Genomic DNA, 18,454 nt, shown 5'->3' with positions numbered 1-18,454 from the left:
TTTCACTCAAACCTGTCATCCACCCCCTGTCTAACAATACGAAAAACTGAGGCGACAACTATCCTGACACAGGGGGTGAGTGGAGCCGGGCAATTGCCCGGCTTTTTTATTAAAGCTTAAAAATCAACCATGTTCGTTTCGGCGCACTTCTTGCTGTTGTTTACATTCTCAAAAAGCAACACAGGAATCACCCATGGATTTTTTTTGGCTGATTGCCAGTGCAATGCTGGTGTTTTTGATGCAGGCAGGGTTTTTATGCCTGGAAACCGGAAAAATACGTAGCAAAAACAGCATCAACGTCGCTGCCAAGAACCTCTCTGACCTCATTGTTGCCTCAGTGGTATTTTGGTTATTTGGTTTTGGTTTGATGTTCGGTGACTCATTATGGGGCATTGTGGGTACCACAGAGCTTCTTTTTGGTGCGCATAGCTCTGCCTGGCAAATGAGCTTCTTCTTATTTCAACTGATGTTTTGTGGCACGGCGGCAACACTTTTATCGGGTGCCGTGGCTGAACGCATGTCTTATCGTGGCTATATTTTGGTCACGCTCATTTTGTGTTGTTTTATTTATCCTGTCGTGGGGCATTGGGCATGGGCATCGGCGTTTAACGCCGAAAATCTGGGCTGGTTGCAGAAACTGGGCTTTGTTGATTTTGCCGGTTCCACAATTGTGCACTCAGTGGGGGGCTGGATAGCGCTGGCAGCGGTGATTGTGATTGGCCCCAGAATTGGTCGATTTGATACCGGGAAAAAAATCCCGGTGGGGAGCAACCTGCCTTTATCGGTGTTGGGCACGATACTTATCTGGTTGGGTTGGTTTGGATTTAATGGTGGTTCCACACTGATCTTTAATGAAAGCGTACCCGGGGTGCTACTTAACACCTGCCTTGCGGCCGCCTGGGGCGGGGTGGCATCTGCCTCTATTTTCATGTGGCGTCACAAATTTGTAGATGTGACTTACATTCTCAACGGGGTCATTGCGGGATTAGTTTCTATTACCGCTTCAGCCCATGCTGTATCAGTGGCACAGGCGGCGCTGATTGGCGCTTTGGGCGGTGTTTTATTGTATTTTGGTACGCTGCTGATGGACCGATTAAAGCTGGATGATGCCTTAAGTGTGGTTCCGGCGCACCTTATTGCCGGTATCTGGGGTACCCTGTCTGTGGCTTTTTTTGGGGAACCCACGCTGCTGGCTACCGGGTTGAGCTTTTGGCAACAATTGTGGGTCCAGAGTTTGGGTATTGTCGTCATTGGACTGTTTTGTTTTTTTACCAGTCTGTTGTTTCTACATTTGATCAATCGCATTGTGCCGCTTCGGGTATCTGCCGAACAAGAATACCTGGGCATGAATATCAGTGAGCACAAAGCGTCTACGGAACTGATTGACTTGTTAAGCGAAATGCAAACTCAGGAAAAACAAGGCCAGTTTGAACAGTCAGTGGAAGAGGAGCCGTTTACCGAAGTGGGCCAAATCGCCCGACAATACAATCGGGTTATCAATCGCGTTCAAACGGAAATGGCCAAGCGTGATAATGCCATTGAGAACTTTCGCTCCAGCGAGAAACGCAAAAGTGCCATTTTAGATGCTTCGATGGACTGTATCATCACTATCGACCTGAAAGGCCATGTTATTGAATTTAACCCCGCGGCTGAAAGAACCTTCGGACAAATTAAAAGTCAGGTTGTGGGCAAAAGTTTTGTGCAATTATTCGTCTTAGACGATACGCAGGCCCGGGTTGAAGACAGCCTGGCCCACAAATTTTCGGAGCCTGAAGGGTTATTGCTAAATCGCCGTAATCGCATTGCTTTGCGCCGTGTTACCGGTGAGATGTTTCCTGCGGAAATTACCATCACCAGTGCTTCACTTGGACTATTAAACGAAAGTGAATACACACTTCATGTGCGTGATATCACCCGCCAAACTCGAATGCAGGACAGGTTACAGCAATTGGCGTTTACCGACCCTCTTACTGGCCTGTACAACCGAACCTATTTGATGGACGCCCTGCAACAACATCTGGAAGATGACAATGCTGCTGGCCCGGATTTGGCGTTATTCTTTTTAGACTTAGACCGTTTCAAGCAGATCAATGATACCCTGGGCCACAAAGCCGGTGATCACCTGCTAAAAGAAGTCGCGAAACGCCTTAAAGAGGTCACTCGTGACACCGATATCGTGGCAAGGTGGGGCGGCGATGAGTTCGTGGTGATGATGACGGGGATCGCCAGTCAGTCAACGGTTGAGAATATCGCCGCTAAAATACTCACCATTATGCGCAAACCGGTTAAGTTGCAGGATAAAGAACTTAAAATCCTTACCAGCATTGGCGTTGCCATGCAAAAGACGGCACCGGTATCAGCCGAAGCGCTGATCCAACAGGCAGATATTGCCATGTATTACGCCAAAGAGGCGGGCAGAGATAATTGCAAAGTGTTTATGCCAGAAATGGCGGAAAGTGCGTCTGAGCAGTTTTTCTTCGGGCAGGCTTTGCGCAGTGCCTTAAATCATCCTGAGCAATTCCATATTTTGTATCAGCCTAAAGTCAATATGCAACAGCGGGTAATTGGTACCGAAGCGCTATTGCGTTGGCAGGTACCCGACAAAGGCCCGGTCAGCCCGGCCACATTTATTCCTATCGCCGAACAACAAGACATCATCATTCAACTGGAAGAAATGGTTTTCCAGATGGTGTTTCAGCAACTCAGCGAATGGCGAAAACAGGGCAAAAATCTGCTACCGGTAGCTATAAACTTATCCGGTAAACACCTGGTTTCCGGTAAGCTGGTACCGCTGATTACGCGATTGATAAAGGAATATGAGATCAGTGGTGAATTGCTGGAAATAGAAGTCACCGAAGGCGTGTTCTTAACAGATACGCAGGGTTGCTCTGAGGTGCTCCGGTCGCTGAAACAGTTAGATATCAAGGTGGCGATTGACGATTTTGGCACCGGCTATTCCTCATTGAGTTATCTGAAAAACCTGCCTTTAGATATTCTTAAGATTGACCGTTCCTTTGTTGAAGAAAGCACCAACTCCTCCGAGGGACAGAAAATATGTTCCACCATTATTAATTTAGCGGAAAGCCTGGAGCTGGAAACAATCGCAGAAGGGGTTGAAACCGAGCAGCAGTTTCGCTTTTTACAGAGCAAAGGCTGTCGATGTTTTCAGGGCTATTACTTTTACAAACCCTTACCCGCCAGCGAGTTGGTGGGCTTGTTAGACGATACCCGACAGCGAGCCTGACGCGTAAGTCAATACCTGGATTGGCGGTACACTTCAAGTTTAGTGAACGTCGTTCACTAACTGTTCGCAGATAATTTTCTCATTTTTACTATAGTCCTGCCCGTATTTGATAGTTTGATTTTCGATTCTCTTTCATGATTTAGCTCAACGTTGCACAACGATGTTGTGCTTAGCCGCAACCGCAATTTGGATAGAGAACATGAAAGGAAGTTTGTTCCGCAAGGAAGCACTGGAAGGGCAGAAGCACCGATTACATGGAAACGTATTGGTTTTGCCTTCCATTAAATTATCCGTGATTGCCCTTGCGATAACTCTGTGGGTCGTAGCGATTATGGTTTGGTTATTTCACAGTGAATATGCCCGTAAGGAAACCGTACAGGGTTGGCTGGAACCCGAAAAAGGGGTGATCAGGGTCTTCGCAGAATCTGCCAGCGGTAAAATCAAACGCATTCTGGTGAAAGACGGCGATTATGTGGAGCAGGGACAGGCGCTGATACTGGTGAATGGCGACCGGGTGTTGCAGGATGGCAGCAGTCTGGAAGAACAGTTATTGGCCGAATACCAAAAGCAAAAAACTGCGCTGACACAACAGATGACACGCAATTCGCAAATCTACTTTCATCGCATTCAGGATGCAAAAGCTAAAATCGAGTCTGTTAGTCAGGAGATGTTGCAGTTGGAGCATCAGTTAGCGTTGATGCAGCAACGTCATAGCCTGGTCAAAGAGCGTCTTGAAAGTAGTCATGAAGTGCGGCGTAAGGGACACATTTCAAAATTTGATTACAGCAGTGTGCAAGCAGAAGAATTGGCTTTGCAAAGCGACATCGCCGGAATTAAACGGCAGTTGTTAAATCAAAAGAACAGCCGTCGTTCCCTTGAATCTGAGCTGCGTATTTTCCCCGAAGAAGAGCAAAATAGTCTCGCGCAGATCCAGAGCCAACTCAGTGAGGTGGCAAAAAATATCGCTCAGTTGCACGGGCAGCGGGCACATATTATCAAAGCGACTCAAAGTGGCTTTGTATCCAATATCCAGGTAAATCAGGGCCAATACACCAAAACCAATATGCCGTTGCTGACGATTGTGCCGGCAGATTCCACTATTCAGGCAAGATTACTGGTGCCGGTAAGAGCGGCGGGATTTTTACAACCAGGACAAGTGATTGAAATGCGCTATGACGCGTTTCCCTATCAAAAGTTTGGTTTGCATAGTGGCACGGTACTGGATATTTCCAAGGCGGCCATTTTACCCAACGAGATTAACGATATGGCCGTGGATGTTCAGGAGCCGGTGTTTATAGTACTGGCCGCACTGGACAAAAACTGGGTGCAGGCGTTTGGTCAAAAATTGGCTTTAAAACCCGGCATGACGTTGTCGGCAGATATCCAGTTAGCTGAGCGTACTCTGATTGAATGGTTGTTAGAGCCACTGTATAGCATCAAAGGGAGATTATGATGAGTACACAAGCCTTGAATTTTAACGTCAGACCCGAGTCCTTACTGAATTTTGGTGGTGCCCGACGTTTGCCAATGATCCTGCAAACGGAAGCCGCAGAGTGTGGACTGGCATGTCTGGCGATGGTGGCTGGATTTCATGGTCTGGAAACGGATCTGACTACCTTGCGTCGTAAGTTTTCAATTTCGGCGCAGGGCGCCACATTAAAACAAATTATGGCGATTGCCGGGTATATGAATCTGACCACGCGCGCCCTGAAACTGGAAATTGAGCACCTGACACAATTGCAAACACCCTGCATTTTGCATTGGGAAATGAAGCACTTTGTCGTGTTAAAACAGGTACAGGGAAACAAGGTGGTTATCCATGATCCGGGTGTCGGAGAGCGATGTTTATTCTTAGATGAAGTGAGCCAGTGCTTTACCGGTGTGGCACTTGAACTGCTGCCTTCTTCACAGTTTGAACCCGGGGTAGAAAAGAACAAACTTCGCTTCGGTCAATTCTGGTCCAATATCAGCGGTTTAAAGCGAAGTCTGGGATTGATGGTTTTGCTCAGTCTGTTGCTCCAAATTTTTGCGATAGTGAGCCCTTACTACATGCAGACCGTTGTGGATGATGTGTTGATGCGCTCGGATACTAATTTGCTGAGCGTGTTAGCGGTGGGGTTTGGTCTGCTGTTATTGATTGAAGCCGGAACCTCCCTGTTGCGCCAGGTCGTGGTACTCAATTTGTCCAACCGCCTGAACATGCAAATGAGCGCCAATGTTTTTCATCACCTGATCCGGTTGCCCATGGATTATTTTATTAAACGTCACATGGGGGATGTTATTTCGCGCTTTGGCTCATTGAATAACATTCGGGAGTTGATGACCAACGGTATTGTCTCGGTATTTATTGACGGTGTGATGGCCCTGATCACCCTGGTGGTGATGTTTATATACGATCTGCAACTGACCTTTATCGTTTTAGCTATAGTCAGCCTTTATGCGTTGCTCAGAGTATTGCTGTATCGTCCGGTGCGGCGCTTATCAGAAGAGCACATTGTGGCTACGGCTAAGGAAAACTCGCATTTTATGGAGTCTGTACGCGCAATTCAGACCATAAAGCTGTTTGACAAAGAGTCCGATCGCCAAAATCAATGGCAGAATTATTTAGCAGAATCGATTAACAAAGGCATTCATATCAGCAAATGGCAGATTGGATTCGATACTGCCAACAAAATCCTGTTCGGCCTGGAAAACATTGTCATTATCTATTTTGCTGCCACGGCGGTGATGGGCAATCTGATGTCCGTGGGCATGCTATACGCTTTTATGAGTTATAAGAATCGCTTTATCGGTGCTCTGGATACCCTGATCACCAAGGCCATTGAATTTAAGATGTTGGATCTGCATTTGGAACGACTTGCCGACGTGGTATACAGCGATAAAGATCCGGCCTGCACTCAGCCTGATGTTGACCTGGCATCCGGGCCGGGGGCCGGGGCGTCTCAGTTACAGGGGCGAATCCAGGTAACAGATCTGCGCTATAGCTACAGTGAGCTGGAACCACCTATATTGCATGCTATCAATATGCAGGTGGAAGCCGGTGAAACGGTGGCAATTGTTGGTGCCAGTGGCAGCGGCAAAAGCACTTTATTGCGCTGCCTGATGGGACTGAGTCAACCTACCGCTGGCAGTATTGAAGTGGACGGCAAAGCCATTTCGCAATGGCCGGATTACCGGCAGCAAATATCCGGGGTGCTGCAGGACGATCAACTATTGAGCGGTTCTATCGCTGATAACATTGCCTGCTTTGAAACCCAAATCGACTATGAAAAAGTAGTGTTGTGTGCGCAGTTGGCCTGCATACACGACGAAATTATGCAAACGGCGATGCAATACAACACTCTGGTGGGCGACATGGGGGCCAGTCTGAGTGGAGGGCAGAAACAGCGAATATTGCTGGCCAGAGCCTTTTATCGCCATCCTAAGATCCTGTTCATGGATGAAGCCACCAGTCACCTGGATGTGGAAAACGAATCCAGAATCAATGCGCATATCAAGCAACTGAATATGACCAGAATCATTATCGCGCATCGACCAGAAACCATTAAATCCGCCGATCGGGTCTATGCCTTGAGTGATGGGCGGGTTCATGAACTACCAGCAGAACGACACTAACCGAACCTCTGGCAAAAACCGAAGTGAAGGAGAAAAACCATGCAAAGCGAACCGATAATTACTGATTTATCCAAACGCGAACACCAGGTAATGGAATATGTGGTGATGGGCCTGTCGAATAAACTGATTGCCCGTAAACTATTTTTAACCGAGCGCACCATCAAGTTTCATTGCAGCAATATCTATCGAAAACTACGCATTAAAAACCGGGCATCGCTAGTGGTTTTCGTGCAGCAATGTGGTTATGCCGACGTCGGGAGGCAGGCAGCCTGACAACGCGAGGGTTTATCTGGTACGCAGGATTATAAAATGTGGTAACGCCGGAGCAGGTACAAGACGGGATTAATACCGCTTAATCGGGCGGAACATTTTAATAATGCAGTACGCCGTCCACAACCCAGGCATCAGCGATACCCAATATGTTCAGTTTTGCTTGCCATGTAGCAGTATGTTTTTTATGCCAGTCAGAGGTTTTTATTTCAGCAAAGTGCTTTTCAAGTTTGTTGGCTAATTTTTCCGAACCAGCAAACTTTGACATGACAATGTAAACATCCGACTCATTGGCAATGAATTGAAGTTTCACGCTGTTACTATTGTAGCCCAATTTCTGCAAGGTGGAGAAAATCCCAAAAGACTCGTAAAACAAGAGATCGATGCGTTCACCCAGGAGCATTTCAATCGCCCTGTCGTATTCTGAGAGTTCTACCAGGTAACGTGCATTTTTTTCTTTGAGCCAGGATTGCCGGATGTCGCCCCGGATAACCCCAACGGTGTTGCTGTCCAGCAAATCTTCCAGAGAGGTAATGGTTAATTTTGAATCATGGCGAGAATAGAATGCCCAGCGTTTACTGATCACATGTGCCAGCCAGTGATATTTGTGTTCCCGCTCTGCGGTTCTGGAAATGCTAAACATCACTACGCCGTAGTCTTGCTCCAACGTGTGCATAGCCCGGGATTCTGGCATTACTTCAATATCAGTAACAAACCCTAATTGCGCTTGCAGGTGGTTGACGATGTCAACTGTGTAGCCACTAACCACACCGTTTTGCGACAGGTAATTGGCCGGTGGTTCGTCGACAGTGATAAAACGCAAATCCGTGAAATCACTGGCAAGTGTTGCAAACACGCTGCCGATGTAAGTTAAAACAAAACTGGCATATTGTTTAATCTTCATCTTTTTGTCCTCTGCGACTTATCGAACTCGCTGCGCAGTTATTTTGGCTTTTGTCCTCTATTTCCCTGCCATGTTTATGGGCTCCTTGAAGGTGGTACATAATATTGCGTTGGTCTTATTTTCAGAGGTGAAAAGTCGCCTTAGGTTGAGTTAACGCTAAGTATAGACGCTTTCTTCAGGGTTGCTTACCGTGAATGGGTAAAAAATTGCCAGTATTATATTGTGGTGAGCGTGTATATTGTGGTTGAGGGTAGCGAGTTAGATTGAGCGAATCGAACGGTCGGGAATGGGGACGACTTTTGGATTTGGTATTCGCAATCGTGTGCCCGACATCAGCAGGACATTGCGCAGTCACAGGCTGTGTCGGGCAATACTGTTAATTAAATATTGTGCTGCAACTGTCGCACCAGATAATCCACAACTGCCTGACGGTTGGCCTGCATGGCGACTTTAACCAGGCTGCCGTTTTCGTCGCGGTAGGTGTTTCCCTCCGAGGGTTCTGAGGTGCGGACAGACAAACGAATATCCTGCCAGTCTATGACATCATCCCCTAAACCCAGACAACAGGTAGCCATCACATCCCAGAGGTAATAGGTAAACTCATAGGTGGGTATAGAGGCAACTGTACAAGCCCAAAATTGCCCGGCCAGTTCCACCAGGGGATAAGAGCGATAGGCGGATAAATCCTTTAAGAATGCCATACTGATAGGCAGACAATTGGTGGCATCCAGTGGCATTAACCACAACGGGGCTCCTGATTTTAGCAGGCTGTCCGCGGCGGGCGCATCCCAGTAAACATTCCATTCAGCACTGCCATCGTGATTATAGTTAGCTACGTTACCTTTAGCATCAATAGCGCCGCCCATCCAAATGACTTTTTGCAGTTTATTGATGCAATCCGGTGCATTCTCCAGGGCCCTTGCCAGGTTGCTGCAGGGGCCGGTCATCAAAACCGTGACGGGTTCATTGCTTTCCTGTAATGCTTTTTGCATGTATTCATGTGCGGGCATGTCTGTTACGAGGGACCAGTCGTCTTCACAGCTCAACATGGTGGGCAGGGCATTCACCATTTTCGGTTGTGCCCGCCAGTCATAATGGAATGGATTGATACCGTGTAAATTACCTTGTGCTACTACAACATCTTTGCGCCCAAAGAGATCCAGTATTTTTAAGGTGCTTTTAGTGGCGTCTGTCAAAAAGCAATCAGCGGGTGTTACACACACTGCTTTGAGATCTACATGCTCCATAGTCAATAACAGCATCAGCGACAGCAGATCATCAACACCGCCATCATGGTCAAAAATAACTGGGATTTTGTTCATTGGTTTTCCATTTTTTACAGCTTTGTTTTTAATTATGGACTAAAAAAGGGGCCTAAGCCCCTTGAGTTTGAAAGGCTTTGGTTTATTTGACCTTAAATTTGCCAACCAGACCGTTGAGTTCGCTGGATAAGTGCATCAATTCTTTAGCGTTACTGGCCAGGGTGTCACTGGAATTTGCAATGCCGGTGACCGAATTGCCAATTTCTGCGAAATTATTATCGATTTGCTGAGAACTTTGGTTCTGGATCTCGGCGGAATTGGCAATTTCGTCCAGGCGGGTACGAATTTGTGCCACCGCTTTACTGATGTCTTCAAATGATTGATTTGCATGCGTAGACTGCGATGTTGCCTGTTCAGATTGCTCCAGGCTGGAACTCATTTTGCCCGAAACGAAACGCGTTTTGTCCACCAGATTATTTAACATGGTATCGATTTCTTCCGTGGCATCATGAGAGCGCTTTGCCAGCGTTCTGACTTCATCGGCAACCACGGCAAATCCTCGGCCCTGTTCACCGGCACGTGCAGCTTCGATGGCGGCGTTTAATGCCAGCAAATTGGTTTGCTCGGCAATGCCCCGGATAACGCTGAGTATTTGCGTGATGTTACTGCTTTCATTTTCCAGCTCTTTCATGGCTGAAGCAGACTCACTGATGGTACTGCTCAGGCGGGTAACATCTTTTACCATGGCGCCGATAATTTGTGTGCCTTCTTTGGCTGAGGTTTCGGCATTAGAAACCATTTCCAGCGTAGTAGCACAATTGGTGGCAACTTCCTGTGACGTTTGTGCCATCGCTGAGGTGCCATGGGAGGAATCCTCAATGGCCTTTTCCTGCTCGTGGCTGGCGTCTTTAATACTTTCTACAATGTGGCCTATCTGTTGAGATTTATCAGCCAGTAATTGCGAGTCATCTTTGATGTCTTGTACCAGGCTGCGAATTGAGTCCAGAAATTGATTAAACCAGCGCGCCAGGTCACCGGTTTCGTCTTTAGAGGCAACAGAAAGTCGCTGAGTTAAATCGCCCTGACCACTGGCAATGTCTTTTAAACCTTTGGATACCACCAGGATAGGTGAGACCAGTCGTTTCGCCTGATAGATGCCCAGAAAGATAAAGCCTGCCACCATGGCACCGGCCAATACGATGATTAAAAAGCTCATGGCATAGGTAGGAGCAAGAATCTCGCTGCTATCTATGATCCCAATGAAATGCCATTTCAGGGTAGGAGAGTAGTAAGTGGTTACCTGCACATCCGAATCCAGGTGTTCAGTGGTGAAGTTTGACGCTGCGCTGCTTCTCAGTCGTTTTGCCAGCTCTTCGTAAAACGGAGAGGCGATGTCACCGACTTTTTTGAAATTATTGCGGGGTGTTTTGGAGTCGGCTAACACCACACCGTTATCATCCACCAAAACCAGATAACCGGATTCACCCAATTTGATGGATTTCACGATGTCGGTCAACGTGGTCAGGGATACATCCATTGACTGCACCCCGATGGCCCGTCCGGCATCATCGCTGATGGAATACATCACCGATACCATTGGCCCACCAGTGACCCCCTGATAGGCATCAGTGATACCAGCCTGATTGGGGTTGCTCATACCTTGTTGATACCAGGGGCGTTTTCTGGGGTCGTAATTACCTATTTTTTCTGCAGGATACTGAATAAAACCACCGTGAGGCGTACCCAAATACACGTATAACAATTCTTCGTGAGTGGTGCCAAACTGGCGATACAAATCAAAAATCTCGGCTTCTCTGGGATGGGCGTTTAGCGGGTCCATCATGCGCTCTTCATTGAAATAGGTGCTGGTCTCTACAGGCACTGATTTTACCAGTGGGTGCGCGGCCAGAAATTTAGCATTGGATTTAACCTGCTCAAAAAACAACTTAAAGCTGTTATCTATTTGCCTGATTTCGTTCTGAGTTGCGGTAATAAAGTTTTGTTTGGACTGACTGGTGGTTTTGGAAATACTAACAATAGCGATAATCAACGTCGGCAAAATCACCGATACGGCTATAGCCACTATTAGCTTTTGTTGCATCTTCATAGGCGTTCATTCTGTCTTTTTGTTATAAATATTATGAAACATTCATGGAACACGCTGAGCTTGTAGGGTGGTGCTCAATATCACGAACCTTTCATATAAATGTACCTTATCATCGGCAGAATAGGTAGATTGATGATAAATAAAACACAAAATTATTGTAAATCCCCACATACTTATTCAACAGTGTAGTTTAGGGGGCAACAGAAAGCAGGGTAGTGAATGACTTTTTGAGCGTGAGTGGTTAAGCTAATGGCTGTTTTACTACAGGCAAAAGACAATGACCCAGGTTGTAATCAGTGGTTCAGGATTATGGACCCCGGAATTTAGTATCAGTAATGAAGAGCTGGTAGACAGCTACAATCAGTATGCTGATAAATTTAACGAAGAGAACAGTGCTCAAATCGCCACGGGAGAGCTGGCTGCTAAACCGCATTCCAGTGCCGAATTCATCTACAAGGCTTCCGGTATTAAGAGCCGATATGTGTATACCAAAGACGGAATTCTGGATGTCGAACGGATGCGGCCCGACATTCCTGAGCGCGGGGAAAACGAGCTGTCTAATCAGGCAGAAATTGGCGTTTTAGCCGCTAAACAAGCGCTGGAAGCGGCTGGTCGTAAGGCTGAAGAGGTGGATGCTGTAATTGTGTCCTGTGCTTACACACAACGGGCATACCCGGCTATTGCCATCGAAATCCAGGACGCTCTGGGCATAGAGGGCTTCGGCTTCGATATGTTAGTGGCCTGTTCAGCAGGTACATTTGCATTACACCGAGCGTGGGAAATGGTCAAAGCGGGCACGGCGCGTTCTGTTTTGGTGATCAACCCCGAACTTGTCTCACCACAGCTAAACTATTGTGATAGAGACAGTCACTTTATCTTTGGTGATGTGGCTACTGCGATGCTGGTGGAAGCACAAGATTATAGTGTGTCGGATAACCAGTATGAGATCTTAAGTACCTCTGCTAAAACCAAATACTCGTCTAATATACGCTCAAATTTTGGCTATATGAGCCGTGCCAATGATGTGGATGCATTTGGCACTGACAAACTATTTCATCAGGAAGGCCGCAAGGTATTCAAAGAAGTTTGCCCGATGGCAGCTGAGCATATTTTAAATCACATGGGTCAGCACAATTTAACGGCGACTGATGTGAAACGTTGGTGGTTGCACCAGGCCAATATCAATATGAATATGCTGATTGCTAAAAAGATTCTGGGGCGGGATGCCAATGCAACGGAAGCGCCCGTGGTACTGGATCGCTATGCCAATACCGCCTCGGCTGGCTCTTTGATCGCGTTTAACCTTTATCAGGACGATATACAGTCAGGGGATTATGGTGTGCTGTGTTCCTTTGGCGCAGGGTATTCCATTGGCAGCCTGGTGGTGCAAAAGCGTTAGTGCTGAAAATACCAGGTTAGCATCAGATGAAAGCCCGCGAATTAGGTAGCGGGCTTTTTGTTAGTTGCTAAACCGTTTCAAACAAATCTTCTACTTTTTGGCGAATCTCTTCAATTTGGTCCACCGAGGAGGGGGCAATAAAGATTGTATCGTCACCGGCGATGGTGCCCAGTACGCCGTCAGAGCGACCCAGTGAATCCAGCAAACGAGCAATAAGTTGTGCGGCTCCGGGGGTAGTGCGAATAATGATCATCACACCGTTGTGTTCTACATCCAGCACCAATTGTTTTAGTGGGCTTTTCGCGGTAGGCATCCCCAGCTCCGGGGGCAAACAATACACCATGTCACCTTTGGCATTACGTGCCCGAACCGCCCCAAACTTGCTCAACATACGAGACACTTTCGATTGGCTGATATTGGCAAATCCCATACCTTTCAGGACTTCTACTATTTCGCCTTGCGAACCGTAGGATTCTGCCTTTAATACTTCTTTAAATGCCTTAATTTCTTCTTCTTGCTTGCTGGCCATTCATCACTCTGGTTACGCTGACATAATAATTCACTATTTTGCCGACTTGTTCTAAGAAAGTAAACGTTACATGACATACCAGCTCCATTATATATTTACCCAGCTCAGTGGGTGATGAAAAGCATTTATTCGCTACATCCCTGTAGCTCACCTGCTTCGCAGGCCAGCTAAAGCTGTTCTATGCTGTTCCTACAGCATTTGGTAGACAAGGCGGATGTTTGCAGGTTTAGTGGGCCTAAATCAAAAACATCCAACACAGTATAAATGCTTTTCAGCCCCATCGTAGACGCGCCTCAGGAACATTATTTATGATATTCATCCCTGAATATCACCTGCTTCGCAGGCCAGCTAAAGCTGTTCAAAAGTTTTCCCGAAACTTTTGTCTTTGTTGTGCGAAGTTCACAAGACCACCAGTATTCTTTCATTCGCACGCCTTGAACTAATGTCCCTGAGGCTGCGCTGAGAGGGCAAATATAAAGTGGAACTGGTATTAATGCTAAACGCTTGGCGTCTGTGTATTGATTTTGCGAAAAATACCCATACACTGTGACACAATTACACATCCGTCTCTTTGTTATCCAGTTAGCGATTTCAGGAAGACAGCTCCCAGCCTGGTGACGTTGAATAGTCCAGCTATTCTTGACTCAGGTTAATCGCGCGACAATTTGCACTTCATAGGAGAATATAATGAAAGTAGCAGTTTTAGGTGCTGCCGGTGGTATTGGACAGGCATTATCCCTGCTTTTGAAAACTCAGTTACCCGCAGGTTCAGAATTATCTTTATACGATGTAGCGCCAGTAGTTCCCGGTGTAGCCGTAGATTTAAGCCATATCCCAACTGATGTTAAGGTTAAGGGTTTTGGCAAAGACGATTTATCTGCAGCGTTAAAAGGCTGTGACATCGTGTTGATTCCAGCGGGCGTACCAAGAAAGCCAGGTATGGACCGCTCCGATCTGTTTAACATCAATGCCGGTATCGTGCGCAACCTGGTTGATGCGATTGCGGATACTTGCCCGGAAGCTTGCATCGGTATTATCACTAACCCGGTAAACACTACAGTTGCTATCGCAGCTGAAGCGCTGAAGAAAAAAGGCGTTTACAACAAAAATAAACTGTTCGGTGTGACTACGCTTGACGTAATCCGCGCTGAAACTTTTGTTGCTGATCTAAAAGGCCAAAGCCCGGAAGCGATTCACGTTCCTGTCATTGGTGGTCACTCTGGTACTACTATTTTGCCTCTGTTGTCTCAGGTAGACGGTGTAGACTTTACTGACGAAGAAGTGGCCTCGCTGACTACGCGTATTCAGAATGCCGGTACCGAAGTGGTTGAAGCAAAAGCGGGTGGCGGTTCTGCAACCTTGTCTATGGGTCAGGCTGCAGCGCGTTTCTGTTTGTCTCTGGTTGACGCAATGCAGGGGCAAAACGTGGTTGAGTACACTTATGTTGAAACCAACAGCGATGACGCTGAGTTCTTTGCTCATCCGGTCAGATTAGGTCCAGCAGGTGTTGAAGAAATTCTGCCTTATGGCGAATTAAGCGCGTTTGAGCAAAAAGCCAAAGACGACATGCTGGAAGGCCTGCGTGGCGACATTAAACTGGGTCAGGATTTCGTAAACGGTTAATCCTGAACTTCGGTTAAACAAGAGCCAGTGCCATGCACTGGCTTTTTTGTTTGAGTTGCCAGGTTGCTATTAAACCCGGTAAACTGGGAAAAATTATATACAAGGATGCATTTATGAGAATTCGCTTTAGTGCGGCTTTATTTTTCGCGTTTACCTGCGCACACACGTCAATGCTGCAGGCTGAACTCAACGATAGTAAATCTCTGTTGCTGGACGAGTTTATGAGTATCAGGAGTGCTCCGCCTGAAGAATCAGCTCAAAACAGAATCATCGCGCAAATGCAGGAAGCGTATCTTAAACGCTTAAAGCTGGACCTGATCCCTGACAGCTATCAACATTTGGTAACGGACTACAAGTCTCAGTTAAAGGAATTGCTGAGCTATCCCCAGTCCAACAGGTTAACAAGTGAAGCCGTTAAACAATATTATCTGGATTATTACTCCGAAGCAGAACTTGTGGCGCTGATCCGCTTTTATCAGAGTGACGTGGGTCAAAAACACCTAAATTCGCAGCCACCTATTGTCGTCAGCGATGAACAACAGAGGGAAATGCAGGAACGGTCAGATGCTATCGAAAGATTAACTGAGCACTTTTTATTTCAGTTACGAGAAAACGGATTTGAATCCGACTTCGTTAATGCCAAGGGAATGAGGCCGATGAAAGCCATTGAGCTTTCAGAGATGTTTGGTCCATTTGGTTTTGATGGCGTGTTTCAATTTGAGATCAAGGCGGCTAATATCCACAATAATATCCTGTATATTAATTCCGAAAAAGATTATCGAGATCGTCGTTGTCTGACGGTCAGACTAAAATCTGAGCTGGTCAGCGAGTTTATTAACCAGTACGGTGAAAATGTCAGTGAAGCACTGGTGGGCAAATCCTTGCTGGTTAAGGGTACCGCCAAACGCCAGGTCATAAAGGCTATTGGGCCTGATAACGAGCCAATGTTTCCCTATTATCAAACGCATATTGCAGTGGATGACTTATCGAAGTTATTTATTGGTAACAAGGCAAGCACTGACTAGTTATCGGAAAGTAAGTTTATCTTGCCTTTACTCTGGTTTTTTAGCTGAGTTACCAGGGCATTTTTATTCATGACCGGGCACTGAATGCGGCACACGATATCTGTGTTGTACTGGCGCTCGGTAATGCTGGCATTAGCGTCTTTAACGGCATATTCCAATAGACTAACCAGATCAAAAGGCAATTGCAGAGAAAACTGCGTTTCCGGCACTTTTAGTTGTGTCTGTAATTGCACAAGCGCCTGCTGAACTCCGCCGCCATAGGCTTTTACCAGGCCACCGGTGCCCAGTTTGGTGCCGCCAAAATAGCGGGTTACCACCGCGCTTATCTCGCCGACATCGCTACCTGTCAATTGGTTTAGCATTGGCTTGCCCGCAGTACCACTGGGTTCGCCATCATCGCTAAATCCATATTGCATTGAGTCCTGAGGTGCACCTGCCACAAATGCCCAACAGTTGTGGCGGGCATCTTTGAATTCTTCCTTAATCTGCGCCACAAAGGCTTTGGCACTGTCGATGCTGGGAGTGTGAGCTAGCCGGGTAATAAAGCGACTTTTCTTAATTTCTTCCTCAACAATAACCGACCTGACAGGGATCAGGTATTCCACATTGCTCATCAAATAATCTGTTTTTAATAAATTTGCACAATTCCGCGAATAATAGCATTTTTACGATTGACAAACTAACCCGGAACCTTTATCTTTCGCGTCCGTTTTCGGGGATAACAATTCCGAAAGCGCGACTTTCAGATTCCATTTCTGAAAAGTTAGCCCAGGTGGTGAAATTGGTAGACACGCTAGCTTCAGGTGCTAGTGGCCGCAAGGCCGTGGCGGTTCAAGTCCGCCCCTGGGCACCATCCCTTTTTAATGCACTCTAACTCATTTCAAATTAGTTCCAGATTTTTTGCTAATTACGGTTGTTGTTTTAGCCTTGCTGAGCGCATTGCAAAGAAATGATTTCCAGGCACCTTTCACGACTTCGTCGTTCAAGTGCTCGACACATCCCTGTGCCTCGTCGCTTCGCGACCATCCTTCGGATGTCAAAATTCGTTCCTGACGAATTTTTCCGCCCCTGGGCACCATCCCTTTTTAATGCACTCTAACTCATTTCAATTTAATTCCAGATTTTTTGCTAATTACAGTTGTTGTTTTAGCCTTGCTGAGCGCATTGCAAAGAAATGATTTCCAGGCACCTTTCAAGACTTCGTCGTTCAAGTGCTCGACACATCCCTGTGCTTCGTCGCTTCGCGACCATCCTTCGGATGTCAAAATTCGTTCCTGACGAATTTTTCCGCCCCTGGCACCATCCCATTTTTAATGCACTCTAACTCATTTAAATTTAATTCCAAATTTTGGATCTACCCACTTAACGGGGGATCAGCATTCATCTCGTTCTGTTAATTCGTAAATTACCTTGATGTAATCAATAGCAGTTGATTTCCACCAACGAGGTTTAAACCTTCCATAGTGGCGGCTTCCAGCTTGACGTCCACTTGTCTCGCGTTCGGACCTGAAACAGGTCCAGGTATTCCCTGTTTCCGGGCGGTCCTCACCCATCCACAACGGGTCGTCACTCTTATTCTCTAATTTTCAAAATTTCTGAAACCACAATCACGTCTGCATTAATGACCTGTTTTTTAGCAAGTTTCGGGTCGGCTGCTAATCAGCTGTCTCTGTACACTTATGATGAATAACATACAGTGTGGGGCGCACATGATTAAGTTGACTGATAAAGTGGTTATTATTACGGGGGCAAGTTCTGGTATTGGCCTCGCGTCTGCCAAACTATTTGCCAATGCGGGTGCTAAAATTGTCATTGCCGCCCGCAGAGAATCTATTCTGCAAGACGTTGCAAAAGACATAGCGCAACAGGGTGGGGAGGTCAGAGTGATGGCTGGTGATGTCTGTTCCGAGCAGTATCATCGCAATCTGGTGGAATTCACGTTAGCGGAATTTGGCCGGCTGGATGTTGCATTTAACAATGCCGGCGCGCTGGGGAAGCCTGGTCCAGTAACTGAAATGTCGTTAGATGATTGGCATACATTGATGCAAACAAATTTAACAAGTGGTTTTCTCGCGGCAAAGTATCAAATCCCGGCGATGCTTCGCAATCAATCCGGCTCGTTAATTTTTACTTCATCATTTGTCGGGTTTACCACAGGCTTTCCACTGCAATCTGCTTACGCGGCGAGTAAAGCGGGATTAATAGGGCTGACAAAGGCGTTAGCGACTGAATTTGGTAGCCAGGGAATTCGGGTAAACGCCCTTTTACCTGGTGGTACTAATACTGATATGGCCAGAGAGTTTGGTGATAGTGAAGAAGTGCAAACATTTGTCAAAAACATACATGCCCTGAAAAGAATCGCTGCACCGGAAGAAATCGCACAGTCTGCGCTGTATTTGGCCTCTGATATGTCTGGTTTTACAACCGGTTCCGCTATGCTGGTCGATGGCGGTGTATCGGTTTGTAAAACATAGCA

Annotated in this window: 13 protein-coding genes and 1 tRNA gene; 9 read left to right on the top strand and 5 right to left on the bottom strand. The window is 46.6% G+C overall.

The features are described from left to right. Positions 1–193 precede the first annotated feature (193 nt). From amt to AC0J20_RS20005, 4 genes are all read left to right on the top strand, one after another. Positions 194–3,244, top strand: coding sequence for an ammonium transporter (gene amt, locus AC0J20_RS20020; RefSeq protein WP_473023090.1), 3,051 nt, complete (start codon positions 194–196; stop codon positions 3,242–3,244). Between the two features lie 199 nt (positions 3,245–3,443). After that, a complete protein-coding gene (locus tag AC0J20_RS20015) occupies positions 3,444–4,697 on the top strand; it encodes an HlyD family secretion protein (RefSeq protein ID WP_473023089.1) in 1,254 nt (417 codons plus the stop codon). Further along, complete coding sequence (locus tag AC0J20_RS20010; RefSeq protein WP_473023088.1) at positions 4,697–6,859, top strand: peptidase domain-containing ABC transporter; 2,163 nt, start codon at positions 4,697–4,699, stop codon at positions 6,857–6,859. Before AC0J20_RS20015 ends, AC0J20_RS20010 begins: the two co-directional genes overlap by 1 nt. A 39-nt stretch (positions 6,860–6,898) precedes the next feature. Continuing rightward, the gene (locus tag AC0J20_RS20005) at positions 6,899–7,132 is read left to right on the top strand and encodes a response regulator transcription factor (protein ID WP_229528309.1); all 234 of its coding nucleotides are present in this window, start codon (positions 6,899–6,901) and stop codon (positions 7,130–7,132) included. A 97-nt stretch (positions 7,133–7,229) separates the two neighbouring features. On the opposite strand, the gene AC0J20_RS20000 is transcribed toward AC0J20_RS20005, so the two are convergent. From AC0J20_RS20000 to AC0J20_RS19990, 3 genes are all read right to left on the bottom strand, one after another. Continuing rightward, the gene (locus tag AC0J20_RS20000; protein ID WP_473023087.1) at positions 7,230–8,033 is read right to left on the bottom strand and encodes a substrate-binding periplasmic protein; all 804 of its coding nucleotides are present in this window, start codon (positions 8,031–8,033) and stop codon (positions 7,230–7,232) included. A gap of 380 nt (positions 8,034–8,413) precedes the next feature. Further along, positions 8,414–9,355, bottom strand: coding sequence for a nucleoside hydrolase (locus tag AC0J20_RS19995; RefSeq protein ID WP_473023086.1), 942 nt, complete (start codon positions 9,353–9,355; stop codon positions 8,414–8,416). Positions 9,356–9,437: 82 nt separating this feature from the next. Next, complete coding sequence (locus AC0J20_RS19990) at positions 9,438–11,402, bottom strand: methyl-accepting chemotaxis protein (RefSeq protein ID WP_229528312.1); 1,965 nt, start codon at positions 11,400–11,402, stop codon at positions 9,438–9,440. Positions 11,403–11,679: 277 nt separating this feature from the next. Between AC0J20_RS19990 and AC0J20_RS19985 the strand changes: the two genes are divergently transcribed. Further along, complete coding sequence (locus AC0J20_RS19985; protein WP_473023085.1) at positions 11,680–12,801, top strand: beta-ketoacyl-ACP synthase III; 1,122 nt, start codon at positions 11,680–11,682, stop codon at positions 12,799–12,801. Positions 12,802–12,868: 67 nt separating this feature from the next. Here the strand turns inward: AC0J20_RS19985 and argR are convergent, their stop codons facing one another. Continuing rightward, positions 12,869–13,330 (bottom strand): transcriptional regulator ArgR, encoded by a 462-nt coding sequence (gene argR, locus AC0J20_RS19980; RefSeq protein ID WP_229528314.1) that lies wholly within the window; start codon positions 13,328–13,330, stop codon positions 12,869–12,871. A gap of 687 nt (positions 13,331–14,017) precedes the next feature. On the opposite strand from argR, the gene mdh reads away from it, so the two are divergent. Together mdh and AC0J20_RS19970 are read left to right on the top strand one after the other, a co-directional pair. Continuing rightward, positions 14,018–14,953 carry a malate dehydrogenase gene (gene mdh / locus AC0J20_RS19975; RefSeq protein WP_473023084.1) on the top strand — a complete coding sequence of 312 codons (936 nt, stop codon included), beginning with the start codon at positions 14,018–14,020 and terminating at the stop codon, positions 14,951–14,953. A 113-nt stretch (positions 14,954–15,066) separates the two neighbouring features. After that, positions 15,067–15,978, top strand: coding sequence for a DUF2059 domain-containing protein (locus AC0J20_RS19970; RefSeq protein WP_229528316.1), 912 nt, complete (start codon positions 15,067–15,069; stop codon positions 15,976–15,978). Here AC0J20_RS19970 and AC0J20_RS19965 read toward each other — a convergent pair. Then, positions 15,975–16,592: a YigZ family protein gene (locus AC0J20_RS19965; protein WP_473023083.1), complete on the bottom strand. Its 618-nt coding sequence runs from the start codon at positions 16,590–16,592 to the stop codon at positions 15,975–15,977. The genes AC0J20_RS19970 and AC0J20_RS19965 overlap by 4 nt on opposite strands. Before the next feature lie 152 nt (positions 16,593–16,744). Between AC0J20_RS19965 and AC0J20_RS19960 the strand changes: the two genes are divergently transcribed. Both AC0J20_RS19960 and AC0J20_RS19955 read left to right on the top strand, forming a co-directional pair. After that, positions 16,745–16,831, top strand: a tRNA-Leu gene (locus AC0J20_RS19960). Between the two features lie 856 nt (positions 16,832–17,687). Beyond that, positions 17,688–18,452, top strand: coding sequence for an SDR family oxidoreductase (locus AC0J20_RS19955; RefSeq protein ID WP_473023082.1), 765 nt, complete (start codon positions 17,688–17,690; stop codon positions 18,450–18,452). The last annotated feature ends 2 nt before the right edge of the window (positions 18,453–18,454 follow it).

Source organism: Planctobacterium sp. R6, assembly GCF_055755215.1.
This window is presented reverse-complemented; position numbering and strand designations above follow the sequence as displayed.